The following is a 23,808-nucleotide window of genomic DNA, read 5'->3' on the forward strand; positions in this document are numbered from 1 at the left end:
CTAATAAGGGGACAAGGAAAAGGGGTTGATTTGAGTTGAGTTCTACGGTCGTTATTTCCATTATGATTGCATTAATTGTTTTATTATTAATTGTAGGTGCTCCGGTTAAGCCGATGCGTTTTATTGGACAAAGTACCGTTAAACTGGGGATAGGTATCTTGTTTTTGTTTTTCCTGAATGTGTTTGGTGGAGCAATAGGGCTACATATTCCTATTAATCTGTTTACCGTAATCGTGTCAGGGTTTTTAGGTATATTTGGACTAGCCTCACTGACGGCAATTCATTTGTTTTTAATTTAAGGTAGGTTGGATCAAAGCTAAAATAAAAGTTTCAAAGTTTCCTTGTATAAATTCCGTTAGATTGGGAGATACTAATTTCTAATGGAGGTGGGGAAATGAAACAATCTAATTTCTTTGAGCGGTGCGGTATTTGTGAGGAAGAAAAGGCAAGGGGCATTCATTTGTATACCATGTTTATTTGCAGTGAATGTGAGTATAATATGATTCATACCGAGCCCAGAGAAGAGAAGTATAACTACTATCTAAGAAAATTAAAAAATGTAAGCAAACCGAAATTATATTCATAGATTAGAAAGTCTTTGCGCGTCAAAGGCTTTTTTTGTTTTTAATGTGCTTTTCAATGGGGTGGACGAGGGGCCACCCGTTTCACTCACATATTCCTCCGGTACATGGCCTCCCGCTTTGAAATAACAGCGTCTCTATTCGGCATGCGATGCTTATTGATTAAGGCTTCATCACTCATGTCGCTTGAATTACCGAATGTGCAGCCTCTACCTTGAGAACGTTGGTGGCATCGTTTCATAAGCTCATCATCAATAATTGGCAGATTCATGCTTTCATAAGGTTTGTTTGCGCGAATAGCAGTCAATTTCTCCGCAAACAACTGCAATGCAACTTCCCCATCTAAACCAAAAGCACGCAGCAGAGACTGTTCTTTTTCCAAACGTGTTATGGCGTTTTGCATGGCACGTTCCCCGCCTTTGAAATTACCCCGACGGTGATGGTATTGCGAAACGGCAATGGCGATGAACCCTTTCCAATACGATTTTCTTTCTTCAGGGGGGACCTTCTTCCATTCATCTTCCAAAATTTCATGACACTCGAAATAATCCCGTACACCTTGAAAATAAACAAGGAAATCAACATAGGCTTCTGGATAACGCACATGCTCCCTCCTCTCCAAACCGATGAACCCTATTGGCCATTGTATCATAGCTGCGCGGTAGGGGCGATTCCTTAGACCTTGTGTGGTCGTGTACATAACAGTGATAACAGCAATTTTGAGGATGCGAGGAAAAGCACTACGTAACTTTGATATACTAAGATAAATAGAACCTATAAAGGGAGGTGGGATTCTGATGATGGTAGAAGTTATTGTACAAAATCAAATAGAAGCTGTTCAAGCGGAAAAATGGGGTGCGGATCGGCTTGAGTTAGTATCCGCTATTAGTGAGGGTGGTTTGACACCAAGCTATGGCACGATAAAACAAGTCCTTCGCAGTGTTTCTATACCTGTACAGGTTATGATTCGCCCGCACAGCAAAGGCTTTTGGTATGATGAAAATGATTTTGCTATTATTCAAGATGATATCAAGGCTGTTCTCGACCTAGGAGGTAAAGGGATTGTATTCGGTGCGCTTCTCGAAAATGGCACGATCGATGAATATAGGTTAAAAGAGGTTATTGCCACTGCGCCGGAAATGGATATTACGTTTCACCGTGCATTTGATGAAATTCCTGACCAAAAGGCTGCATACACGAAGCTCGCGCGTTATTCCGATCATATAAAGCGAATCTTGACGTCTGGTGGGGAGCCAGATGCACAAGCTGGTAAAGAAAACCTTCGTGAACTGGTGAAACTTGCGAAAAATATCGAGGGGCCCGGAATATTGCCAGGAGGAGGACTCTCACGGTACAACATAAAGTCAATTCATCAAGCTATAGGTGCCAAGCAGTATCATTTTGGAAAAGCGGTACGGGTAAATAATTTGTTCACGAACACGTTTGATCCGGAAAAAATGAATTCCATTAGCAACGCATTGATTTAGGTGGGCAGAGACTTGTTTAAAAGGGGGACGAGGAACCTGTCCCCACGTCCCCTTATCCGCTATACCACGCTCGCACTTTTTGATCAGACGGGAGCCACCATGCAAGCAATCCGAGGATTGGCAGAAGGGACATGAGGCTCATGGTTGTGCCTAAACCAATCATGTCGATCATAACCCCGAGCGCAACGGATCCAATTGCTCCTATTCCGAAACCGAGTCCCACAATCAATCCGGACATGGTGCCAATTTTGCCGGGAATGAGCTCCTGGGCATAGACGACGGAGACTGAAAAACTAGACGTGATGACAAGTCCCAAGACCCCAAGCAATGGGATTGCGACAAATGGGCCGACGACAGGCAAAAGCAGAGCAAGCGGCGTTGCCAGTAAAAAGGAATATACAATCACATTCTTTTTACCAAATTGGTCTGCGATAGGCCCGCCCAAGAAAGTACCCACTGCACCCATTCCAAGGAAAGTAAAGATATAGATTTGAGCTTCTGCAATGGAAAGTCCATACCGATCGATGGCAAAAAATGCATAGAAGCTAGAAAGCGAACTTACATACCAGGAGCGTGCAAACACGATAAATACGAGTGTGACTAACGCCAATTTAATTGCCTTCGAGACCTGTTGATCGCGTTTTTTTGGCTTGGCCTCTTTTATTGTAGGCGCCCCGGGTCCAACTTGCGCGGCATACCATTTCGCAATATAGATCAGAAACAGTACCGCCAATCCGGCTATCAATGTAAACCAAATCGCGCCGAATTGCCCCAGCGGAACGAGTACCAATGCAGTTATGACAGGGGCAAGCGCCTGGCCTGAATTGCCACCAACCTGATAGATGGATTGAGCCAACCCCCTGCGCGAGCCTGCAGCCAAATAAGCCACCCGTGACCCTTCTGGATGAAATATTGCCGAACCCAACCCGATAAACACCACACTCAGTAAAATGAAAACAAAATTAGGTGCCAGAGCCAAACCTAACATACCAATCATGCTGCTGGCGAGTCCAATTGGTAAAGCAAATGGCACGGGCTTTTTATCGGCATATAACCCAACGACAGGCTGCATAACGGATGCAACCATATTCAATGCAAATGTTATGAATCCAAGTTGTGTAAATGTCAGGCCGTGTGATTGCTCCAAAATAGGGAACATCGCTGGTATAACCGCTTGAAGCGTATCATTTAACAAATGACAAATACCGAGAATGACTAAAATAGGATAAACGGTATGATTGCTTGAATTTACTTTAATTTTACGCGTATTCGCCTTTGCCAATATTACGATGCCCCTTTCCATCCCGATGTAACAACTGACTTCCATCATAGCATTATACATGTGGCATTTCTAGAGGGATTTGGGCGGACCTGAGGTTAGCGCAGATGGATTCACTTAATGGCAATATATTCTGTTAAATATATTTACAAATTAGATAGTGATGGTATAATTAAAATAAAGGTTTAAAGAAATAAATTTTTTTAAATTAAAAGTATATATTTTATGGGGAGGGGCATATATTATGGTAGTGACAATACCAAAGGAGAGAGTTGATATGGCAGATATACATGGAAAGCCAGTCCGGCGTGTAAAAGTTTCTAAGCAAAGACAAATCAGTATTCCAAGGGATTTTTATGATGCTTTGGATTTAGATGATGAAGCAATCGTAGAATATACAGGTAAGGAAATTGTTATCCGACCTGCTGTATTTGAGGACGTTGATTTCTCTGAGGATATTCTAAAGGATTTAGTCAAACAGGGGTATTCCGGTGATGAGCTAATAGAGGAATTCAGTCGTATTAAATCAAAAATACCAAAGGCAATGGACTATATGAAGCGAGAAGCGATGGAGCAACCAATTGTCGCAGAGAGTCTGGACGATTATTTAGACGCTTTGGAGGACGGAGAAGAAAATGAGTGAGTTGTTGCCATATAAGATTGGGAAGCGAGCTGCAAAGGAATTTAAAAGAATACGTAAAACGGATCAAAAATTGTATCGGAAAATGAATGAGGCTATTGAATTTATCCGCAAAAATCCCTTCTCAGGTAATGCCAAAACAGGAGACTTGAAAGGGTATTTTTGTATTGACGTGAGCCATATTGGAACCAATTATGAATTATGTTATACATTGGAAGAGGATGATACTGGCGACATGATTCTTATAGTCTTAATGGGGCCAAGAGAGAATTTTTATGAACAGTTGAAACGGTATTTAGGGAAAACATGAAAGGGGTTTCAAAAAGAGTGCATAAGGATAATCTAAGAACCTGCCCCCCTGTCCCCACCCGCATTTTGTCAAAATTGTCTAATTATGGAGTGTGAAAAAAGGGCTCCGCATAACGGAACCCTTTTGTTCTGATTTTTAATCAGTTTATACGCCGATACCTAAATAGTTGGCGAGTAAAATAATAATGATCATGATTGGTGCTACGAAACGAAGTAGAATCAACCACAAGTTTCCAAGCCATTGATTTTTAAAATCTGCAGTTTCAAACGCTTCGCTACGTTTCCAGCCCCAACCGACAAAGAGAACAACGATCAAACCGCCAATCGGCAGGAAGTAACTGTCCGTTAATAAGTCGACAAAGTCAAGGATCGTTTCGCCAAATATCAGAACCTCACCGAGCGGGCCTCCCTGACTTAATGCCGATGGTACACCAACTAGTGTAATGAGTGCCCCAACAATGAGCGCTGCTTTCTTTCGGCTCATGTTAAACTGGCGAATCGCAAAGGAAACACTGACTTCAGCCAAGGAAATAGCGGAAGACAGACCGGCGATAAAGACAAGGAAGAAAAACAGGATCGCAAAGAATGTACCTGTACCAGCCATTTGGTTAAACACTTCAGGTAACACCGCGAAGATTAACGTTGGCCCTTGGTCTGGTTCAATTCCGCCAATCGTGAAAATAGAAATAAAGATGATAACCCCCACTACGATCGCGAATAGCGTATCAAGTAGGACAATACTCGCAGCGGTTCCCGGCAAACGTTTGCCGGTTTGGCTCGACAAGTAACCGCCATAGGTGACCATTATTCCCATCCCAAGAGATAAGGTGAAGAAAGCCTGCCCGATAGCTGCCAGATATAAATTCGGATCTCCCAAAGCACTCCAATCAGGAATGAACAAAAATGCCAAGCCTTCAGCAGCGCCATCCAGCGATAAACTGTACCCAGCCAATACGATAAGAATGACGGCAAGCAACGGCATAAAGATTTTATTAGAAAGCTCGATTCCTTTCTTTACGCCAAAATACAGGATGCCCACAATAATAGCCATGACAATAATTTGCCAAACGACCGGAAGGAAATCATGCCCGATAAATCCTTCGAAAAATTCTCCAATCCCGCCAGGCTCCACCTGCTGAACCGCTCCGGTTAAATAACTAAACATATAATACAAAACCCAACCGGTAATGACCGCATAAAACGACACAATTAAAAACGAAGTTATAACGCCGAGCCAGCCACCAATGACCCACGGTTTAGACTTTGCTGTTTTTTGGAATGAACCCACGGCATCTAGCTGACCTCGTTTACCAATTGAAAACTCTGCAATCATTGTCGGTAAACCAATGATGAGCACACAAATAAGATATACTAATAAAAACGCTCCGCCACCTAATTCTCCTGTAATATAGGGAAAACGCCAGATGTTACCCAAACCGACTCCTGAACCAACAGCCGCAAGCATAAATCCATAGCGAGTTGCCCATTGTTCTCTGCCTTGCATCTTAAACTACCCCCTTTTATCGATATTTCTTAAAATTATAAATAATAGTTGTGCAAATGTCAAAAGATAGATAAAATTTACTAAGTAATTTGCATTATAGGTATAATGAACTAGATATATTCAAGCGTTCTGGAGAAATGGGGAGCATGGGCTAAAGTCGTGGGGTGCAGTTTGTTTTTACATAGATTATGATGGTATGATTAAATAAGCAAATATTTAAATAAAAGTTTCTAAGCAAAGACAAATTAGTATTCCAAGGGATTTTTATGATGCTTTAAATTTAAATGATGAAGCAATCGTAGAATATACAGACAAGGGAATTGTTATCCGGCCTGCTGTATCTGACGAAATCGATTTTTTGAAGATATTTTAAAAGATTTAGTAAAACAAGGGTATTCTGGTGATGACTTAATAGAGGAATTCAGCCAGATTAAGTCAAAAATACCAAAAGCATTGGATTATATGAAGCGAGAAGCGATGGAACAACCTATGGCCGCAGAGAGCCTTGACGATTATTTAAGCGCTTTGGAGGACAGGAAGAAAATGAATGAGTTGTTGCCATATAAAATTGGGAAGCGAGTAACAAAGGAACTCAAAAGAATACGTAAAACGGATCAAAATTATTATCGGAAAATGAAAAAAGGAGACTTGAAAGGTTATTATTATATTGACGTGAGCCATAATTGGAACTAATTATGAATTATGTTATACATTGGAGAAAAATGAGACTGGGGAGTTGATTCTTATGGTTTTAATGTGACCAAGAGAGAATTTCTATGAACAGTTGAGACATTATTTAGGGAAAATATGAAAAGGTTTGAAATCCAAACCTTAGCGATACAATTAATTCATCATCCATATAATTTTTGATATACATCACTTGGTAAATGTCTATGCCCGAATCCGCGGATTCTAATAAAATCTCCTGTGTCATGATATATAATTCGGAGATCAGCTGGGTGTTTTTGAGTACGTTGACTTTGAAAATGAAATGACATCCAACTGGATAAATTGCCGACAAGTGGTTGTCCGATATCTCTGGTCTTCACAATTTGAAGCATTGCTTTTTTAATTTGAGCAATTGCTGTCATGAACAGAAGTTCGTTATCAAATACATAAGCGACCAGCACAATATCATCAAGCATCGCATTTGGATCTGTTTTTATACCTTCTATCTCAGTGATAGCATCAATAGCTTGTTCTATTAAATTATTGTCGATCGTCATCTAGTAAACCTCGAATATATCTTTGTCGTTCTTCTAGGCTTGCCTTTGCTTTTGTAGCTAAATCCTCCCCGGATGACCAATCATTTGAATCTTTACGGTATGCAAATATTGCTTCAACTTGTTCTTGTTCAAGTTCCTGTTCAACTTGGTCTAGATACGTCATAAGTGCTTTAAAGGATTCCGGTTTAAGTAATACAGCAGCTGTCTGGTTTCTATCCACAACCTCCATGGCTGTTAAGCGTTCAAGGTCGTCACGCCATTGTGTAGAACGCCCCAGTTGCGTAACACCCACACGACTGCCAAGTTCAAATCCTCTTCTGATTTTCTCAACATCTTTAAGCATCTGATTAGTCATCTTGTTCAGTCCTTTCTGCTTCATTATTCTCACCTCCATTATATATTATTTTATGCTTTTATACCAGTTAAATACACGTTAAGCTGTGTATTTATATATGTTACTAATTGTGTCTATTAATTATTGCCTTTATGTATTATATTTACACAGTAAAAATAGTGTTCTTTTTCATTTTAATGTATGCTTTTAAATAATAAGTAATTGCTAAAATATAAAACTAAAAAATGGAGACGAGATATTAACATGGATCATTCTCACACCCCACTATTTCAAACCTTAAAACAATTTAATAACACAAACCCAACCTCCTTCCACGTCCCTGGGCATAAAAATGGCCGTCTCTTTCCTGAGGAGGCACGGGAATTTTTCGACTCAATTTTAAAATTGGACATGACAGAGATCCCTGGCCTGGACGACCTGCATGCTCCAACAGAAGCAATTGCCGAAGCGGAAAACTTGGCAGCGGATTTTTTCCAGGTGGATCATACCTTCTTTCTTGTCGGTGGAAGTACTGCCGGTAATTTGGCAATGATTTTGGCGACATGTAATGCCGGGGATAAGGTGATTGTGCAGCGAAATAGTCATAAATCGGTGATGAATGGGATGGAGCTAAGTGGTGCAAGGCCAGTATTTATAGCGCCGGAATATGATCAAATGGTGGGTCGTTATGCCAATCCGAGTTTGGATACCTTACGAGAAGCACTTCGCCAGCATCCGGATGCAAAAGCTGTTGTGCTTACTTATCCGGATTATTTTGGGAAAACCTATGAGATGAAAGAAATGATAGATGTAGTGCATGCCTATCATATGCCTGTACTCGTGGACGAAGCACATGGGGTCCATTTTTCACTGGGAGATCCCTTTCCTGCATCAGCCTTGGAACTTGGGGCAGATGTTGTTGTCCAGTCGGCGCATAAAATGGCACCTGCTATGACGATGGGTTCCTTTTTACATATGAATTCCGGGCTTGTTTCAAAAGAGCAAATCGCACATTATTTGCAGATGATCCAGTCTAGTAGCCCATCCTATCCATTAATTGCGTCACTTGATATTGCGCGTGGATTTTTGGCAACAATGAAAGCAGAAGAAATAAATAATACTGTACAAAGTGCTACAATGGTGAGGACGATCCTGCAAGCATCTGTGCACTGGGATATTCTACCGACAGATGACCCATTGAAAATAACGTTACACTTAAAAGATGGCTTATCTGCAAAAAATACAGCTCGTCTTTTTGAAAGGCAAAACATCTATCCAGAGCTGGTTACACATAATCAGATTCTATTTATTCATGGTCTTTCCCCGTTTCAAAAACCAAATCAATTGAAAAAAGCTGTGAAAAGCGTAGGGGAACAATTAAAAAATCAGACGAACCATGCTACAATAGAGATAACAAAGCTTTTCACACATCCGATTCAGGAATTGGCTTTGTCGTATCAGGAAATGAATCAATTAAACGATAAACAGGTTTCTTTTCACGAAGGAATTGGACATATAGCAGCAGAAGCGGTAATTCCGTATCCACCAGGAATCCCTGTTATTCTAAAAGGGGAAAGAATTACAACAGAACATATTGAAATCATAGAACAACTGGTTGAGCGGGGTATCAACATTCAACAACGCGATAAGGGCATCAAGATATACACGGAATGACGAAGGAGATAAGAACGTGAGTGGACATTTTATAACAGTTGAAGGTGGCGAGGGTGCAGGCAAAACTTCCATTCTTCATTCTTTAAATAGCAAACTACAGGACCTTGGATATGACGTGCTTGCAACACGAGAGCCTGGAGGCATCGAAACCGCAGAACAAATAAGGAAAATCATTCTCGATCCAAACCACACAAAGATGGAAGAACGAACCGAGGCATTGCTATATGCGGCGGCTCGAAGACAACACCTCGTCGAAAAAATAGTACCAGCGTTAAAGCAGGGGAAAATTGTCTTATGCGATCGTTTTGTTGATAGTAGCCTTGCTTACCAAGGTCATGCGCGTGGGCTTGGAATAGATGAAGTTCTTGCGATTAACCAATTTGCTATCCAGGATACGATGCCTGATTTAACTTTATTTTTTGATATTGAGCCAACAAAGGGATTAGAGCGCATTACAGCGAATAAAGATAGAGAGAGGAATCGGTTAGATCTGGAAAAGCTTCATTTTCATGAAAAAGTATACGAGGCCTATCATATGCTTATGAATCGATTTCCGAATCGTATGCAGTCTATAAATGCCGACCAATCGTTGGAAGCTGTTGAAAAGGATACCTTGGATCACATTCTTGCTTATCTACATAAAAATGAGTAAAGGAGGTATGCCAAATGAAATTAATTATTGCAGTCATTCAGGATAAGGACTCCAATCGACTTGTCGATGCTTTAGGGGAAGAAAAATTTCAAACGACCAAGCTTGCGACGACGGGTGGATTTTTAAAGGAAGGCAATACAACACTTATGATTGGGTGTGAGAATGAATATGTGGATGAGGCATTAGCTATTATTCGAGATAATTGCTCCCATCGTGAACAAATGGTTGCACCGATCTCGCCAATGGGCGGAAATGCCGATTCTTATATTCCAAATCCAGTTAAAGTCGAAGTTGGCGGAGCAACCGTATTTATGCTACCAATCGAATCATTTTATCAATTTTAATATAAAAGTGCAGGCGACTGTTCAGGGGTGACCGCATAAGCAAGAGACCGTAGATCGTCAACTGCTTATGATGCGAGCTCCTAGGAACCGGAATTAGCAATGTTATAAAAAGGGGGCTGAACGCATGAAAATAAGCCAGGAAATGCATACACAAACAGAAACGAAACATCCACGACCCGCTGCAGCGGAAACAAAGTCCTTTAATAAAATGGTTCAGTCCCAAACACAACATCTAAAGCAGCAGGAATTACAGCAATTAATGAAGAACATTACAGTACAAGGGGATAGAGTCGCTCGATTTCGATCGTTTCGTGATCTTGCAAAATTTAAACGTATGGTTAAGGGCTTCCTACAGGAAACGGTATATAGTGGACTCGACTTACAAAAATCGCATAGCTTTAATGTTGAAGGGAAAAGCCGTCAACTAGCAATTGTTAAAGAAGTAGACGAAAAGCTTCTTGAATTAACGGAAGAAATAATGAACCAAGAAAAAAAGACAGTAGATATCCTCGGCCTCATAGGTGAGATAAAGGGACTACTCATTAATATATATACATGATTAGAAAAACTCGGCTGCCACCTCGTCTTTCTAGAGGAAAGTAAGAAAAGGTTATATGGAATAAAATTGGCGAAGGAGCCGGTTTTGTTAGTAAGGAAGGGTACTTATGAAAACGTGGTCTGAAGTTGCAGAGGTACAACCATTAGCAAGTAAGATTATTACGAACAGCATAAAAAAAGACCGCATTTCTCATGCGTATTTGCTTCAGGGCGGGCGCGGTACTGGTAAAGAAGCGATCGCTTTATTACTCGCGAAAGATTTATTTTGCGAGTATAAGGCAGCGGCGGAACCTTGTAATGCGTGTAATGCTTGTAAGCGTATTACTTCTGGGAATCATCCGGATGTTCACTGGATCGAGCCTGAGGGGCAATCGATTAAAATAGAACAAATTAAAAACCTCCAAAAAGAGTTTACCTATTCAGGGCTTGAATCCAATAAGAAAGTTTATGTGATTAAAGCTGCAGATACATTAACATCGAATGCCGCTAATCGGATTTTGAAGTTTTTGGAGGAGCCGAGCAAGCAGACGACGGCGATCATGCTGACCGAAAATAGTCAATGGATTATCCCGACGATTAGGTCACGTTGTCAGGTGATTGATTTACAGCCGCTGAACCCCATCTCTTTTGAGAACCGTTTGGTGGAAGAAGGAATGACGAAAGCAAATGCCGTTTTAATGCGTGCATTAACGAATAATTTAGATGATGCATTTGCCATGAATGACGATGAGTGGTTTGCTTCAGCAAGAAAGTTAATGGTACAATTGGTAGGAGTATTTTCAAATAATCCAGAAGATGTATTTCTGTTTATTCATAATCATTGGGTGACACATTTTAAGGAAAGGAAAGAGCAGGAGCAAGGATTGGATTTATTGCTTTTAGCTTTTAAGGATATTCTTTATTACCATATTGGAAACGAAGACTCCATGGTTTTTTTTGCCGCAAATGATGAAGTGCTAGAAAAAGCAGCAATGTCTTTTTCACAAGAAAAATTAGTAACTGTCTTGAATGAAATTTTGCAGGCAAAAAGAAACTTGAAGCAAAATGTTCATCCTACATTAGTGATTGAACAGCTTACACTTCAAATACAGAGGTGATACAGAATGATTGATGTTATTGGCGTCCGATTCAAAAAAGCGGGTAAAATATATTATTTTGATCCAGGTGCTAAAAGCCTTTCAATAGATAACTATGTTGTTGTGGAAACCGTTCGCGGTATCGAATTTGGAAAAGTTGTAATCACCAATAGACAGGTCGATGAGGAAGATGTTGTGCTTCCTTTAAAGAAAGTCATTCGTAAGGCTGACGAGAAAGATAAGCATACAGTTGTGGAAAATCAGGAGTACGCTGATTTAGCCTTCAAAACTGGGACAGAAAAAGTTATAGAACATAAACTGGATATGAATCTAGTAGAAGCAGAATATACATTTGACCGGAATAAAATTATTTTTTATTTTACAGCAGACGGCAGAGTCGACTTCCGAAAGTTGGTGAAAGACCTGGCGGCGATGTTTAAAACACGTATTGAGCTTCGCCAAATTGGCGTTCGTGATGAGGCGAAGATGTTGGGTGGGATTGGCCCATGTGGCAGAATGCTTTGTTGTTCCACCTTTTTGGGAGACTTTGAGCCTGTTTCTATTAAAATGGCAAAGGATCAAAACCTTTCCCTTAATCCAGCGAAAATATCTGGTTTATGCGGCCGATTGATGTGCTGTTTGAAATATGAGAATGATAATTATGAAACAGCGAAGCGTGAATTGCCGGATATTGGGCAAGCTATTAAGACACCTTTTGGTAATGGGAAAGTAGCAGGGCTAAACATTCTTGAGCGTCTTGTTCAAATCGAAATTCCAGAAAAGGAAAGTCAAGTTGAATATACGCTAGATGAGCTGATCGAAGAAGGGATTTTAGCTTAGGGCCACAGAATAACGGAGTGAGTAGGCGTGAACAATAGACAAATATTTGACCAAGTATCGGATATGGAAAAGCAAATAGGTGAGTTATATGAACAACTTGGTGACTTGAAAGGACAATTAAGTAACTTGTTGGAAGAAAATCATCGGCTCGCTATGGAAAATTATAATTTGCGAAATCATTTGGATCACCCCAAAGAAGATGAAGAAGATGCTGATGAAAGGCCGTCTAAGACAATTCCTGGTGAAGGCTATGATAATTTAGCCAGATTGTATGAAGAAGGCTTCCATATCTGCAATCTGGAATTCGGTAGTCCAAGGCAAAATGCGGATTGCATATTCTGTCTTGATTTATTTAATCGGACGAAATAGAGTATAAATTAACAGCTGTCTCGGATCCGGGGCAGCTTTTCTTAACTTAAGTAAAGAGGGTTGGAACATGGTAGAATTATACGATGATGAAAGACTTGATTATTTACTGGCAGATGAAGGTATGAAAATTATTCAGAGTCCGACTGCCTTCTCCTTTTCGCTTGATGCTGTACTGCTTGCAGATTTTGCTTATGTTCCAGTCAGAAGAGGTAAAATACTGGATCTATGTACTGGAAATGGTGTCATTCCTCTGTTACTAACAAGGCGCACAAACGCTACTATAACAGGAGTAGAAATTCAGGAACGGATTTTTCAAATGGCAGAAAGAAGCGTACGAATGAATGAACTAAGTGGTCAATTATCGATGATCCATGGGGACTTAAAGGAAATGCAGTCAACGCTGGAGCAAAGTAATTTCGATGTCGTCACATGCAATCCGCCATATTTTCGTACAGCTTCCGAGAAGGAACGTAACCATAATGAATATTTGACAATTGCTAGACATGAAGTTTATTGTACCTTGGAAGATGTTGTTAAAGCTTGCAAATTATATGTGCGGCCTGGCGGTAAGGTAGCAATGGTACATCGACCAGGGAGACTGATTGATATTATTTCGCTTTTTCGGAAATATAAACTAGAGCCAAAGCGATTGCAGTTTATATATCCCAAGGCAGGAAGAGATGCGAACATGTTATTGATAGAAGGTATTCGTGATGGGAAAGCGGATTTGAAAATTTTACCCCCTTTGTACATATACAATGCGGATGGAACCTATACAGAAGAGGCAGAGGATATTATCTATGGCAGAACATGAACATACCGTTTATATACTAAAATGTGGTGATAACTCGTTATATACGGGTTATACGAATGATTTAGAGAATCGATTAACCATGCATAACGAGGGAAAAGGTGCAAAGTATACGCGTGGGCGTGGCCCGTTTCAGGTTGTCTTTGTGGAGAAATTTTCTACAAAGGAAGAAGCATTGCAGAAGGAATACCAGATCAAACAACGTTCCCGAAAAGAGAAGTTTGAACTGATTCGGGATAAGCTGAAAGAAGTGATGCAGTTTGGACATACAGAAAAGCTTTGATGATGAAGCAAAGGGTGCTATCTACGTTGTTCCAACGCCGATTGGCAACCTCGAGGATATAACGTTTCGTGCGCTGAAAATATTGGGATCTGTGTCGATAATTGCTGCAGAGGATACGAGGAATACGAAAAATCTCCTCAATCATTTTGAAATCACTACATCCTTAATTAGCTATCATGAGCATAATAAAATGGCTCGTGAGGATCAGCTACTGGAAAGAGTGGAAAACGGGGAATCGGTCGCTATTGTCAGTGATGCGGGCATGCCTGCCATTTCTGATCCAGGCTATGAACTGGTGCAAGCCGCTACCAGCAGAGGTCAGTCTGTTGTTGTTCTTCCGGGGGCGAATGCTGCGTTATGCGCGTTAGTTGGTTCAGGACTTTCAACGGATACGTTTTACTTTTACGGATTTTTGCCACGGAAGAAAAAGGAAAAAATAGAAGCGCTAAATCAGATGAAGGCATTCCAGGCAACACTGCTATTTTACGAATCTCCTTACCGGTTAAAGGATACATTGAAAGAAATGCTGGAGCAACTGGGTAACCGTCAAATTGTGATTGCACGCGAGTTAACGAAGCGGTTTGAGGAATATGCACGTGGAACAGTAGAAGAACTTATTTCCTGGGCTGAAGGAAGAGAGCTAAAAGGCGAATTTTGTATCGTTTTGGAGGGGAATCCTGAACAGCTAGAGCCGGACACTGCTTTATGGTGGAGCCACTTATCGGTCACAGAGCATGTGAACCATTATATAGAAGAACGTCATTTATCCAGTAAAGAGGCGATTAAGCAGGCTTCAGTGGACAGGAAGATGCCGAAGCGGGCTGTTTATCAGGCTTTTCATGTCGGGACATAGGGACAGGTTCCTTGTCCCGGTAAGAGCATCTTGTGATCAACCATGAATCATGTCGGTATTTACACCGTGTTTTCATTACCAAAAAGGGACAAGGTTTCTGCCCCCTGTCCCTTTATTTATCGAATCGTGATTGTATCTCTTCAATTAATCCTTGTGCGCCTTCTTGGCTGAGTACAAGTTTTCCATTTGCAAATGATAGGTTTTCATCTGAGGTTTCGCCGGTTATTTGGCATGTCATATTTGGTTTGAATTTCTTTAAAACAATACTATCATTTTCGACATAAATTTCCATTGAATCCTTCTCGTGGATATCAAGTGTCCGACGTAATTCAATGGGTATGACAACACGACCAAGTTCGTCAACTTTTCGTACAATCCCAATAGACTTCATATTTTTTCTCCTCCCTCTTAAGGTTGGAAAAACGTTGCTAATCGCAAAAGCGGATGCATTAGTTTTTCTTTTAAATTATAATTATTAAAAAAATCCACATATTTCGACATCTGTCAAAATAATACCAATAATCCCCTGTTGTGTCAATTAATTTTTAGAAAAAAGAAAAATTGGGTTTTCGCAGAATTTGGCAAATGACACTTTAATCGCTACAATAGAAATAGTTTTAAATTTTGTAGAAAGCAACGAAGGTTTCACCTATAAAGACTTGGTGGATGCTTCTTTTTCTAAATGCTGGTAGTAGACTCGAGGAGGTAAAATGAATGCCAAAAAATGATAAAACGTTTTATATAACGACACCGATTTACTATCCAAGTGGGAACCTCCACATTGGACATGCTTATTCAACGGTTGCAGGGGATGCCATTGCAAGGTACAAACGCATGAGGGGCTACGATGTCATGTATTTAACGGGTACTGACGAGCATGGTCAAAAAATTCAACGAAAAGCAGAAGAGAACGATCAAGAACCACAGGCGTATGTTGATGAGATTGTTAGTGGTATTCAGGACCTGTGGAAAAAACTTAAAATATCGAATGATGATTTTATACGTACGACAGAAGACCGTCACAAAAAGTTAGTAACAAAAATCTTTAATCAGCTTTTAAAACAGGGAGATATCTACCTGGATGAATACGAAGGTTGGTATTGTACATCAGATGAATCCTTTTTTACGGAGCGTCAGTTAGAAGATGGACATTGTCCGGACTGTGGGAATGCAGTTGAAAAGGTTAAAGAAGAGTCTTATTTCTTCAGAATGAGTAAATATGTGGATAGACTGGTTCAGTTTTATGATGATAATCCTGATTTTATTCAACCAGAAAATCGTAAAACGGAAATGCTGAACAACTTTATCAGACCTGGTCTGGGTGATTTAGCCGTATCACGAACAACGTTTGATTGGGGAGTTGAGGTTCCTGGAGACCCGAAACATGTTATTTATGTATGGATCGATGCGCTGAGTAATTATATTACAGCACTCGGATATGGATCAGACAATCCTCAGAAATACGAAAAGTATTGGCCGGCTGATGTACACCTGATGAGTAAAGAGATTGTCCGTTTCCATACGATCTATTGGCCAATTATGCTTATGGCACTTGATATACCATTACCGAAAAAAATCTTTGCGCATGGCTGGATTTTGATGAAGGATGGCAAAATGTCCAAATCAAAAGGAAATGTGGTTGATCCAGTTAAGCTTGTGGATCGTTACGGGCTTGATGCATTGCGCTATTATTTACTACGTGAAGTTCCGTTTGGTTCGGATGGTGTATTTACCCCGGAAGGATTTGTGGAGCGTACGAATTATGACCTTGCAAATGACCTTGGGAATTTGCTGAATCGTACGGTTGCTATGATTGATAAGTATTTTGATGGCGAAATCCCGGCATATAAGGCTTCTGAAACCGAAGTTGACGCGGAACTGGAGCAATTTTTTAAAGATACAATTAACCAAGTGGAAGATGCAATGGAAAACATGGAGTTCTCTATAGCTCTCTCGTCATTATGGAAACTGATTAGCCGTACCAATAAATACATTGATGAAACCAGACCGTGGGTAATGGCGAAAGAGGAAGCTCAAAAAGAACGTCTTGGAAACGTAATGGCACATCTTGTAGAGTCGCTAAGAAAAACGGCCGTTATGCTTCAGCCATTTTTAACAGAATCACCAACCGAGATATTCAATCAATTGAATGTAACGGATGATTCACTAAAAGAATGGGATAGTGTTTATGAAGATGATCTAATTAAAACAGGAACTCAAGTTCGTAATGGCGATCCTATTTTCCCGCGACTGGATGTAGACAAAGAAGTAGAGACAATTAAAGCAATGATGCAAAACCCTGCACAGGAAGAAGAAGCTGCAGTTAAAAACGAGATTCCTGAGCAAAAGGAACAAATTGCCTTTGATGATTTTATGAAGTTGGATATGCGTGTAGCGGAGGTCCTTCAAGCAGAAAAGGTGAAAAAAGCTGATAAGCTACTACAGATACAGATTGATGTTGGGACGGAAAAGCGCCAAGTAATTTCCGGTATTGCAGAACATTACAAACCAGAGGACTTAATTGGCAAAAAAGTAATTTGTGTAACGAATTTAAAGCCTGTAAAACTGCGTGGTAAAATGTCTGAGGGAATGATCCTTAGTGGCGAAGATGAGTCTGGAAACCTTGCTCTAGCATCTGTTGAGCAATCGTTGCCGAATGGATCTGTTGTAAAATAATTAGAAAAGGTCACCTTAGGGTCGGCCTTTTCCTTTGATATAAGGAAGTGATGAAGTGCTTTTTGATACACATGTACATTTAAATGCAAGGCAATTTTCCGAAGACCGTGGAGCGACGATTCAGCGTGCTTTTGATGCGGGTGTAACCAATATGGTTGTCGTTGGTTTTGACAGGGAGACAATTCCGTTAGCCATTGAAATTGCCGAACAGAATGAGACGATTTATGCAGCTGTAGGCTGGCATCCGGTTGATGCGATTGATATGACGGATGAAGATTTGAATTGGATTGAGGAGTTGGCCGCGCATCCGAAAGTAGTTGCTATTGGTGAAATGGGATTGGATTATCATTGGGACAAATCGCCGAAAGATATACAAAAACAAGTCTTTCGTAAGCAAATTCGTCTTGCAAAAAAAGTGAATATGCCGATTACCATTCACAACCGTGAAGCTACCTCAGATATCATTGAAATTTTGCAGGAAGAAGATGCGAAAGCTGTAGGTGGGATTATGCATTGCTACAATGATTCGGTAGATTACGTCCAGGCATGCCTGGATATGAATTTTTATATCTCTCTTGGGGGCCCGGTAACCTTCAAAAACGCTACAATGCCAAAGGAAGTTGCTGTTGAGGTGCCTATAGATCGTTTATTAGTGGAAACCGATGCACCATTTCTAGCACCACATCCGAATCGCGGCAAACGAAATGAACCGGCTTATGTTAAGTTGGTAGCTGAGAAGATTGCTGAACTAAAAGAGATGACCTTAGATGAGGTTAGTAAAATTACGACAGAGAACGCATTTTCTTTGTTTCGAATTAATAAGTAGAAAAAGATGTCATCCTATCTGAAAAAGTTGAGACTAGCTATTCATTAAGCTAGTCTTTTCTCTATTTTTATAGGTAGCTTATAACCCGTTCATAACGGCAATTCTTAGCTTTTTTGGATAATTAATGTGCCTGTTCGTTATAACTTGTAACTTAATTGTAAACGAATCGTAATTGAAATTGCTTTGACTTCGCATATGAATGTTTATATAATCGATAACGATATGGGGGAGGCAGAAGCATGCGAATTATTCAAAAGCTAATGCCGGCGTCAAAAATGAAGCTGGTTATTTCAAGTATTGGGGTTTTAGCACTTATTTTATTTTCTGGACACTTATTGTTTGAGGGCACGCAAGCAGAGGTAGTAATTGTAGATAATGACGAAAAGCAGACGGTGCACACACACACCGATACCGTTGAAGACCTGCTTAACGAAGTAGGTATTACGGTTAGCGAGCATGACGATTTGTCACACGATGCAGACGAAACGGTCGTTAATGGGATGGAGATCGAATTCGTATCTGCTAAACAAATTAGCCTAGAAATTGATGGCGATGAACAGGAATACAACACGACAGAAGGCACGATTGGAGAATTTTTAGCAGCGAATAATCTTTCGTTTGAAGAACGTGACGATGTCTCACATGATAAAAAAGAAGCAATCAAAGACGGACTACATATAGAAGTTAACCAAGCATACGAAGTCGAAATTAATGACGGTGGAGATGAGGACACATTCTGGACAACTGGCGGGTCTGTTGAAGAATTATTAGCAGAGGCTGATATTGACTATGATCAGGATAGTGATGATGAAATCAAACCAGGCTTAAGTGACGATGTAACGAAAGACACGCCGATAGAAATTGTACGTGTCCAAAAGGATGAAGATGAAGTTACGGAAGCAATTGCCTTTGAAACAGAAACAAAGGAAGACAGCTCCCTTGCTAAGGGGGAAGAACAGGTCGTTAGTGAAGGCGAGCAAGGAACGGTTAAAAAAATCTTTGAAATAATAACGGAAAACGGCGAGGAAGCAGAACGTAATTTAGTCAGTGAAGAAGTGACAGAAGAAAGCGAAAATCGTGTGGTGGCTGTTGGCACGAAGGAATCGGACCCGGATCCCGAACCACAAGAAGATTCAAACCTTGTCACATTATCAAGCGATAGTTCTGAGTCAGACAATAATACAGAAAGTGCTTCAGCTAGTGAATCCGAAAGTGAATCAAAGCGTAACGCAGGTGGAGAAACATATACCATGAGCGCAAGTGCGTATACGGTAAATTGTTCTGGTTGCTCCGGAAGTGGATATACGGCGACCGGCATTAATTTGAACGAAAATCCGAAAGTTATTGCAGTAGATCCAAATGTAATCCCTCTCGGTACCAAGGTATGGGTTGAAGGGTATGGAGAAGCGATTGCCGGAGATACTGGTGGAAGTATAAATGGAAATAAGATTGATCTACATTTCCAAAGTAGGCAGGATGCTTTGGCGTTCGGCAGACAAACAGTTGAATTAAGAATTATTGATTGATAAATAAAACTGCTCTTGCCATGATATAATGGTAAGAGCAGTTTTTATTTAAATGTAAAGAAACGTAGTAAAATCAAAGACTAGGTTTTGATTATGAACTTGGTAGATGCCGAGTGTGTTGCCAAGGTCTTGAGAATGTCGAGGTTAATTTTGAAATGAGGAATCGTATTGAAAATTAAAGAGGTAATTGTTGTTGAAGGAAGAGATGACACAACTAAAATCCGCCAAGCAGTTGATGCGGATACGATTGAAACGAATGGTTCAGCGATAAATAAAGAAGTGTTAGGACGAATAGATCATGCAAAACGTAAAAGAGGTATTATAATCTTTACGGACCCAGATTATCCTGGTGAACGGATTCGTCATATTGTTGATCAAGCTGTTCCTGGTTGTAAGCATGCTTTTTTAGATCAGGATAACGCACGAGCGAAACATCCGCATAATAAAAGTCTTGGCATTGAACATGCATCAACGGAAGCAATTCAGCAGGCACTGCAGGGCGTTTATGAATTAACCAATAGGGTAGAAAGTGAGATCATGAAAGAAGACTTAGTTAACCATGGGCTGATTGGTGGCGCAAAAGCAAGCTCACGTCGAGATAGGCTTGGTGAGTTATTGCAAATCGGGCATACTAATGGAAAACAGCTGTTAAAACGGTTAACCCTATTTCAAATTACGAAAGAGCAGTTCGAGCAAGCAGTAATCCAGCTGCAACAGGAGGAGAATCATGACACCTAAAAAGCATATAGCTACTCCAATCCGCACGAAAGAGATTTTAAATAAGTATGTTTTTTCATTTAAGAAAAGCTTGGGACAAAACTTTTTGGTGGATGTCAATATACTAAAAAATATTATAAAGCATGCAGGAATAGATCGTAAATCGGGAGTAATCGAGGTTGGTCCTGGAATCGGCGCATTAACAGAGCAGTTGGCTATACATGCTGATAAGGTTGTTGCATTTGAAATTGACCAGCGTCTGTTGCCCATTTTACAAGATACATTAGAAGATTATAACAACATACAAATTATTCATGAGGATATCCTTGAAGCGAATGTGCATGAAGTGATGGAGGCTCACTTTGAAACGGAACAGCCCGTTCACATTATCGCAAACCTCCCTTATTATATTACCACGCCGATACTGATGAAATTATTAAAAGATAAGTTGCCAGTATCGAGTCTCACCGTAATGATCCAAAAGGAAGTTGCTGAACGCATGGCCGCAAAGCCTAACACGAAAAGCTACGGATCGTTGACGATTGCGGTTCAATATTATACGCAAGCTGAAGTTATGATGAGCGTGCCAAGAAGTGTCTTCATGCCACAACCAAATGTTGACTCAAGTGTTCTTCATTTAGTTAAACGTGATGTGCCACCCGTTCATGTGGAGGACGAAGCGTATTTTTTTGCTCTTGTGCAAGCATGTTTTGGCCAGCGCCGGAAAACATTGCGAAATAATTTAACGCGTTATTTTGAGGAAACATACGATAAAGAATCAATTAATCAAAAGCTGGAGCGTATAGATATTGATGGTACGAGGCGCGCGGAATCGTTGAATATGCAGGAGTTCGCTACCATGGCCAATGAATTCTATAATGCTGATAAATAAAATAAGTATCAAGCTATTGCTGTTAGGGAGGCAATAGCTTTTTCTTTTAAGCCATATACTATACATTTTGTGTGAGGTTTAGAAAGGCTCTTTTCGTAAGCAGTTGATATAAAAGACGACGCACGTGTTGGGTTTCTTTCCGCTGCGGACCGTTGCTTTCCGCGGGCACGGCCTCAGCCTCCTTGCCCCGGCGAGGGGTATGCCGACGTTGTCCGCAAAGGACGGTTTAGTCGGCCTTCCTTAGGATAGTCCTGCGGGGTCTTCAGACTCGTGCTGGGGCTGCGCGTAAATGCTCGCCCCATCGAAAACCTTTGTTCCCGCAGGAGTCAACGGTCCTCCGCTCCAAGCAATCACCGGAAAAGTGCAAGCATTTGTTTACATTAATCAAATAATACATTTTTAGAAGCAGAAAAACACAACACACAGCGGAGGAAATACATGGAGACTCCGGCGGGAGGAAAGGTCTAGGTGAGACCCCGCAGTGCGTTAGCACGAGGAGGCTCACCAGCCGCCCGCGGAAAGCGGAATGTATTTCCGTAGCGGGTATAAAAAGCATCACCCTTAATTTCAATTTACGTCGTCTTCTATAGATTTTGCGTCAAAAACAACGATTCTTTTCGGTGGGACGAGTAAGCGCAGTCCCAGTCCCAATCTTTTAGAAAACAGCCCAATACATAAAAATTTCTGTATCATATCTTTTCGTGAATAGACCGATTTATTTCACAAATACTAATAACGGTGTTTCCGAACTCTTATAATCAATGGGAACCTAGAAAGGGATTTTACATGAAAAAGGTAACCACGGTCTTTTGGGTTACATTGGTGATTGTGTTAGGGCTATCTCTTTGGGGATCATTGGATCCTGTGAGATTTGAAAATGTTTCAAGTACTATTATGAACTATGTATCTGTTCACTTTGGTTGGTATTATTTATTAATCGTATCACTGTTTCTCATCTTCTGTTTGTATTTGATCTTCAGTCCATATGGGAAGATCAAGCTCGGAAAAAAGGATGACAAGCCGGAATTCAGTTATCCTACTTGGTTTGCCATGCTCTTTAGTGCAGGTATGGGGATAGGACTTGTGTTTTTCGGCGTAGCTTCGCCAGTATCTCACTATGCTACAACCCCACCTACTGCAGATCCTGCTACAAGTCAGGCTATTGAGGATGCGTTGCGCGTTACATTCTTCCATTACGGGATTCATGCATGGGCAATATATGCAGTCATCGCACTAGTGCTTGCTTATTTCATGTTTCGCCATGATAAGCCTGGTTTAATCAGTGCGACCCTTGAGCCAATATTTGGAGATCGTATGAAGGGTGCTTGGGGTAAAGGGATTGATGTCATCGCCGTGTTTGCGACTATTGTTGGTGTAGCCACAACCCTCGGGTTTGGTGCCACTCAAATTAACGGTGGTTTAACGTATTTGCTGGGCATCGATAATGCGTTTTGGGTTCAACTGGTTATTATTCTTGTCGTTACTGTTTTGTTCATGATTTCATCCTATACCGGCCTTAGTAAGGGTATTAAGTACTTAAGTAATGCCAATATGGGGATAGCTGGTTTATTGCTTGTTGCCACGATTATTTTAGGCCCGACGCTCTACATTCTAAATTCATTAACGGATGCAATTGGGGCGTACTTTCAACAGATACCTGCTGAAAGTCTGCGTCTATCACCAAATAATGCGGATGAACAGCAGTGGGTGTTGGACTGGACTGTCTTTTTTTGGGCTTGGTGGATAGCCTGGTCCCCGTTCGTTGGAATATTTATTGCTCGTGTATCGAAAGGACGTACTATTCGGGAGTTTCTATCTGGGGTTCTAATCGTACCTTCTGTCGTTAGTTTTGTATGGTTTGCAACATTTGGGATTTCAGGCATTGATGCACAGCAAGGCGGTTTAGATATTGCTAGCCTTCCTGAAGAGCAAGCGCTGTTTGCCATGTTTAGCGAAATCCCTCTTGGTTTGATTTTATCGATTCTAGCGATGCTGTTAATAGGCACCTTTTTTATTACATCAGCAGATTCCGCTACATTTGTTTTAGGAATGCAAACGACAAATGGATCTTTATCGCCTCCAAAAAAGGTTAAATTCGCATGGGGATTTGCACAATCGGCTATAGCAGCTGTGCTTTTATATACTGGAGGACTGCAGGCACTAGAAAATGCACTAATTTCGGCAGCTCTCCCATTCTCATTTATCATGCTACTTATGGTCTTCTCATTTTATAAAGCGCTAACGAAAGATAAACAAGAAGAAAAAAAGCAGAAGCATTCATAAGATGAACGGAATTCAAATGAACGATTAGCGCACAGATAGGTAGGTCCCCTCATAGTCTATAAAAGGAT

At 40.7% G+C, this 23,808-nt stretch carries 28 protein-coding genes and 1 pseudogene; 23 read left to right on the forward strand and 6 right to left on the reverse strand.

The window, feature by feature from the left end; all coding sequences use genetic code 11:
- Positions 1-35: 35 nt before the first annotated feature.
- Together OLD84_RS00780 and OLD84_RS00785 are read left to right on the forward strand one after the other, a co-directional pair.
- Positions 36-299, forward strand: coding sequence for a pro-sigmaK processing inhibitor BofA family protein (locus OLD84_RS00780; protein ID WP_209463457.1), 264 nt, complete (start codon positions 36-38; stop codon positions 297-299).
- Between the two features lie 95 nt (positions 300-394).
- Positions 395-586 (forward strand): sigma factor G inhibitor Gin, encoded by a 192-nt coding sequence (locus tag OLD84_RS00785; RefSeq protein ID WP_209463458.1) that lies wholly within the window; start codon positions 395-397, stop codon positions 584-586.
- Positions 587-669: 83 nt separating this feature from the next.
- Here OLD84_RS00785 and OLD84_RS00790 read toward each other — a convergent pair whose 3' ends face one another.
- Positions 670-1,185 carry a DUF309 domain-containing protein gene (locus OLD84_RS00790; protein WP_209463459.1) on the reverse strand — a complete coding sequence of 172 codons (516 nt, stop codon included), beginning with the start codon at positions 1,183-1,185 and terminating at the stop codon, positions 670-672.
- A gap of 193 nt (positions 1,186-1,378) precedes the next feature.
- Between OLD84_RS00790 and OLD84_RS00795 the strand changes: the two genes are divergently transcribed.
- Positions 1,379-2,068: a copper homeostasis protein CutC gene (locus tag OLD84_RS00795; RefSeq protein ID WP_209463460.1), complete on the forward strand. Its 690-nt coding sequence runs from the start codon at positions 1,379-1,381 to the stop codon at positions 2,066-2,068.
- A 52-nt stretch (positions 2,069-2,120) separates the two neighbouring features.
- On the opposite strand, the gene OLD84_RS00800 is transcribed toward OLD84_RS00795, so the two are convergent.
- On the reverse strand, positions 2,121-3,353 hold the full coding sequence (locus tag OLD84_RS00800) for an MFS transporter (RefSeq protein ID WP_390336764.1): 1,233 nt from the start codon (positions 3,351-3,353) through the stop codon (positions 2,121-2,123).
- Positions 3,354-3,591: 238 nt separating this feature from the next.
- On the opposite strand from OLD84_RS00800, the gene OLD84_RS00805 reads away from it, so the two are divergent.
- Both OLD84_RS00805 and OLD84_RS00810 read left to right on the forward strand, forming a co-directional pair.
- On the forward strand, positions 3,592-3,990 hold the full coding sequence (locus tag OLD84_RS00805) for an AbrB/MazE/SpoVT family DNA-binding domain-containing protein (protein ID WP_209463461.1): 399 nt from the start codon (positions 3,592-3,594) through the stop codon (positions 3,988-3,990).
- Positions 3,983-4,297, forward strand: a complete 315-nt coding sequence (locus OLD84_RS00810) for a type II toxin-antitoxin system RelE/ParE family toxin (protein ID WP_209463462.1) — start codon at positions 3,983-3,985, stop codon at positions 4,295-4,297. Before OLD84_RS00805 ends, OLD84_RS00810 begins: the two co-directional genes overlap by 8 nt.
- A 144-nt stretch (positions 4,298-4,441) precedes the next feature.
- Here OLD84_RS00810 and OLD84_RS00815 read toward each other — a convergent pair whose 3' ends face one another.
- Positions 4,442-5,800 carry a sodium-dependent transporter gene (locus OLD84_RS00815; protein ID WP_209463463.1) on the reverse strand — a complete coding sequence of 453 codons (1,359 nt, stop codon included), beginning with the start codon at positions 5,798-5,800 and terminating at the stop codon, positions 4,442-4,444.
- Between the two features lie 220 nt (positions 5,801-6,020).
- Here OLD84_RS00815 and OLD84_RS19405 point away from each other — a divergent pair, with 220 nt between their 5' ends.
- Both OLD84_RS19405 and OLD84_RS00820 read left to right on the forward strand, forming a co-directional pair.
- Positions 6,021-6,173, forward strand: a complete 153-nt coding sequence (locus tag OLD84_RS19405) for an AbrB/MazE/SpoVT family DNA-binding domain-containing protein (RefSeq protein WP_390336765.1) — start codon at positions 6,021-6,023, stop codon at positions 6,171-6,173.
- A gap of 104 nt (positions 6,174-6,277) precedes the next feature.
- Positions 6,278-6,493 (forward strand): hypothetical protein, encoded by a 216-nt coding sequence (locus tag OLD84_RS00820; RefSeq protein WP_209463464.1) that lies wholly within the window; start codon positions 6,278-6,280, stop codon positions 6,491-6,493.
- 158 nt (positions 6,494-6,651) lie between these two features.
- Here the strand turns inward: OLD84_RS00820 and OLD84_RS00825 are convergent, their stop codons facing one another.
- Entirely contained in the window at positions 6,652-7,026 is a 375-nt protein-coding gene (locus tag OLD84_RS00825; RefSeq protein WP_209463465.1) for a hypothetical protein, read from the reverse strand.
- Complete coding sequence (locus tag OLD84_RS00830; RefSeq protein WP_209463466.1) at positions 7,010-7,405, reverse strand: hypothetical protein; 396 nt, start codon at positions 7,403-7,405, stop codon at positions 7,010-7,012. The genes OLD84_RS00825 and OLD84_RS00830 overlap by 17 nt, the downstream gene beginning before the upstream one ends.
- Positions 7,406-7,624: 219 nt before the next feature.
- Here OLD84_RS00830 and OLD84_RS00835 point away from each other — a divergent pair, with 219 nt between their 5' ends.
- The 10 genes and pseudogenes from OLD84_RS00835 to rsmI all read left to right on the forward strand — a co-directional run bounded on the left by OLD84_RS00835 (position 7,625) and on the right by rsmI (position 14,820).
- Positions 7,625-9,034 carry an aminotransferase class I/II-fold pyridoxal phosphate-dependent enzyme gene (locus OLD84_RS00835; RefSeq protein WP_209463467.1) on the forward strand — a complete coding sequence of 470 codons (1,410 nt, stop codon included), beginning with the start codon at positions 7,625-7,627 and terminating at the stop codon, positions 9,032-9,034.
- A 16-nt stretch (positions 9,035-9,050) separates the two neighbouring features.
- Positions 9,051-9,732 (forward strand): annotated as a pseudogene (tmk, locus tag OLD84_RS00840) (dTMP kinase).
- Positions 9,701-10,030: a cyclic-di-AMP receptor gene (locus OLD84_RS00845; protein ID WP_209463469.1), complete on the forward strand. Its 330-nt coding sequence runs from the start codon at positions 9,701-9,703 to the stop codon at positions 10,028-10,030. The pseudogene tmk and the gene OLD84_RS00845 overlap by 32 nt, the downstream one beginning before the upstream one ends.
- Before the next feature lie 124 nt (positions 10,031-10,154).
- On the forward strand, positions 10,155-10,589 hold the full coding sequence (locus tag OLD84_RS00850) for a YaaR family protein (protein ID WP_209463470.1): 435 nt from the start codon (positions 10,155-10,157) through the stop codon (positions 10,587-10,589).
- 106 nt (positions 10,590-10,695) lie between these two features.
- Positions 10,696-11,685, forward strand: coding sequence for a DNA polymerase III subunit delta' (gene holB, locus OLD84_RS00855; RefSeq protein WP_209463471.1), 990 nt, complete (start codon positions 10,696-10,698; stop codon positions 11,683-11,685).
- A gap of 6 nt (positions 11,686-11,691) precedes the next feature.
- Complete coding sequence (locus tag OLD84_RS00860) at positions 11,692-12,504, forward strand: PSP1 domain-containing protein (protein WP_209463472.1); 813 nt, start codon at positions 11,692-11,694, stop codon at positions 12,502-12,504.
- Between the two features lie 27 nt (positions 12,505-12,531).
- On the forward strand, positions 12,532-12,873 hold the full coding sequence (gene yabA / locus OLD84_RS00865; RefSeq protein ID WP_209463473.1) for a DNA replication initiation control protein YabA: 342 nt from the start codon (positions 12,532-12,534) through the stop codon (positions 12,871-12,873).
- A gap of 67 nt (positions 12,874-12,940) precedes the next feature.
- Positions 12,941-13,687, forward strand: a complete 747-nt coding sequence (locus tag OLD84_RS00870) for a tRNA1(Val) (adenine(37)-N6)-methyltransferase (RefSeq protein WP_209463474.1) — start codon at positions 12,941-12,943, stop codon at positions 13,685-13,687.
- The gene (locus tag OLD84_RS00875; protein WP_209463475.1) at positions 13,674-13,967 is read left to right on the forward strand and encodes a GIY-YIG nuclease family protein; all 294 of its coding nucleotides are present in this window, start codon (positions 13,674-13,676) and stop codon (positions 13,965-13,967) included. The genes OLD84_RS00870 and OLD84_RS00875 overlap by 14 nt, the downstream gene beginning before the upstream one ends.
- Positions 13,945-14,820, forward strand: a complete 876-nt coding sequence (gene rsmI, locus OLD84_RS00880; RefSeq protein ID WP_209463476.1) for a 16S rRNA (cytidine(1402)-2'-O)-methyltransferase — start codon at positions 13,945-13,947, stop codon at positions 14,818-14,820. Before OLD84_RS00875 ends, rsmI begins: the two co-directional genes overlap by 23 nt.
- 112 nt (positions 14,821-14,932) lie before the next feature.
- On the opposite strand, the gene OLD84_RS00885 is transcribed toward rsmI, so the two are convergent.
- Positions 14,933-15,211, reverse strand: a complete 279-nt coding sequence (locus OLD84_RS00885) for a transition state genes transcriptional regulator AbrB (protein ID WP_209463477.1) — start codon at positions 15,209-15,211, stop codon at positions 14,933-14,935.
- Between the two features lie 323 nt (positions 15,212-15,534).
- Here OLD84_RS00885 and metG point away from each other — a divergent pair, with 323 nt between their 5' ends.
- From metG to OLD84_RS00915, 6 genes are all read left to right on the forward strand, one after another.
- On the forward strand, positions 15,535-17,496 hold the full coding sequence (gene metG / locus OLD84_RS00890; RefSeq protein ID WP_209463478.1) for a methionine--tRNA ligase: 1,962 nt from the start codon (positions 15,535-15,537) through the stop codon (positions 17,494-17,496).
- A 55-nt stretch (positions 17,497-17,551) separates the two neighbouring features.
- A complete protein-coding gene (locus tag OLD84_RS00895; protein ID WP_209463479.1) occupies positions 17,552-18,322 on the forward strand; it encodes a TatD family hydrolase in 771 nt (256 codons plus the stop codon).
- A gap of 239 nt (positions 18,323-18,561) precedes the next feature.
- A complete protein-coding gene (locus OLD84_RS00900; RefSeq protein WP_209463480.1) occupies positions 18,562-19,848 on the forward strand; it encodes a resuscitation-promoting factor in 1,287 nt (428 codons plus the stop codon).
- Between the two features lie 168 nt (positions 19,849-20,016).
- Positions 20,017-20,586: a ribonuclease M5 gene (gene rnmV, locus OLD84_RS00905; protein WP_209463481.1), complete on the forward strand. Its 570-nt coding sequence runs from the start codon at positions 20,017-20,019 to the stop codon at positions 20,584-20,586.
- Positions 20,576-21,457 (forward strand): 16S rRNA (adenine(1518)-N(6)/adenine(1519)-N(6))-dimethyltransferase RsmA, encoded by an 882-nt coding sequence (gene rsmA, locus OLD84_RS00910; protein WP_209463482.1) that lies wholly within the window; start codon positions 20,576-20,578, stop codon positions 21,455-21,457. Before rnmV ends, rsmA begins: the two co-directional genes overlap by 11 nt.
- 786 nt (positions 21,458-22,243) lie before the next feature.
- Positions 22,244-23,740 (forward strand): glycine betaine uptake BCCT transporter, encoded by a 1,497-nt coding sequence (locus OLD84_RS00915; RefSeq protein WP_209463483.1) that lies wholly within the window; start codon positions 22,244-22,246, stop codon positions 23,738-23,740.
- Positions 23,741-23,808 lie beyond the last annotated feature (68 nt).

The sequence above is a fragment of the Virgibacillus natechei genome (genome assembly GCF_026013645.1).
In the GTDB taxonomy this organism is placed as follows: Bacteria; Bacillota; Bacilli; order Bacillales; family Amphibacillaceae; genus Virgibacillus_L; species Virgibacillus_L natechei.

Bases quoted from the DNA above. Each gene is read 5' to 3' on its own strand.
- OLD84_RS00785 (WP_209463458.1), top strand. From the start codon at position 395: ATGAAACAATCTAATTTCTTTGAGCGGTGCGGTATTTGTGAGGAAGAA.
- OLD84_RS00795 (WP_209463460.1), top strand. From the start codon at position 1,379: ATGATGGTAGAAGTTATTGTACAAAATCAAATAGAAGCTGTTCAAGCG.
- OLD84_RS00805 (WP_209463461.1), top strand. From the start codon at position 3,592: ATGGTAGTGACAATACCAAAGGAGAGAGTTGATATGGCAGATATACAT.
- OLD84_RS00810 (WP_209463462.1), top strand. From the start codon at position 3,983: ATGAGTGAGTTGTTGCCATATAAGATTGGGAAGCGAGCTGCAAAGGAA.
- OLD84_RS00815 (WP_209463463.1), bottom strand. From the start codon at position 5,800: ATGCAAGGCAGAGAACAATGGGCAACTCGCTATGGATTTATGCTTGCG.
- OLD84_RS00820 (WP_209463464.1), top strand. From the start codon at position 6,278: ATGGAACAACCTATGGCCGCAGAGAGCCTTGACGATTATTTAAGCGCT.
- OLD84_RS00825 (WP_209463465.1), bottom strand. From the start codon at position 7,026: ATGACGATCGACAATAATTTAATAGAACAAGCTATTGATGCTATCACT.
- OLD84_RS00830 (WP_209463466.1), bottom strand. From the start codon at position 7,405: ATGAAGCAGAAAGGACTGAACAAGATGACTAATCAGATGCTTAAAGAT.
- OLD84_RS00835 (WP_209463467.1), top strand. From the start codon at position 7,625: ATGGATCATTCTCACACCCCACTATTTCAAACCTTAAAACAATTTAAT.
- OLD84_RS00845 (WP_209463469.1), top strand. From the start codon at position 9,701: ATGAAATTAATTATTGCAGTCATTCAGGATAAGGACTCCAATCGACTT.
- OLD84_RS00850 (WP_209463470.1), top strand. From the start codon at position 10,155: ATGAAAATAAGCCAGGAAATGCATACACAAACAGAAACGAAACATCCA.
- holB (WP_209463471.1), top strand. From the start codon at position 10,696: ATGAAAACGTGGTCTGAAGTTGCAGAGGTACAACCATTAGCAAGTAAG.
- OLD84_RS00860 (WP_209463472.1), top strand. From the start codon at position 11,692: ATGATTGATGTTATTGGCGTCCGATTCAAAAAAGCGGGTAAAATATAT.
- OLD84_RS00870 (WP_209463474.1), top strand. From the start codon at position 12,941: ATGGTAGAATTATACGATGATGAAAGACTTGATTATTTACTGGCAGAT.
- OLD84_RS00875 (WP_209463475.1), top strand. From the start codon at position 13,674: ATGGCAGAACATGAACATACCGTTTATATACTAAAATGTGGTGATAAC.
- OLD84_RS00885 (WP_209463477.1), bottom strand. From the start codon at position 15,211: ATGAAGTCTATTGGGATTGTACGAAAAGTTGACGAACTTGGTCGTGTT.
- metG (WP_209463478.1), top strand. From the start codon at position 15,535: ATGCCAAAAAATGATAAAACGTTTTATATAACGACACCGATTTACTAT.
- OLD84_RS00900 (WP_209463480.1), top strand. From the start codon at position 18,562: ATGCGAATTATTCAAAAGCTAATGCCGGCGTCAAAAATGAAGCTGGTT.
- rsmA (WP_209463482.1), top strand. From the start codon at position 20,576: ATGACACCTAAAAAGCATATAGCTACTCCAATCCGCACGAAAGAGATT.
- OLD84_RS00915 (WP_209463483.1), top strand. From the start codon at position 22,244: ATGAAAAAGGTAACCACGGTCTTTTGGGTTACATTGGTGATTGTGTTA.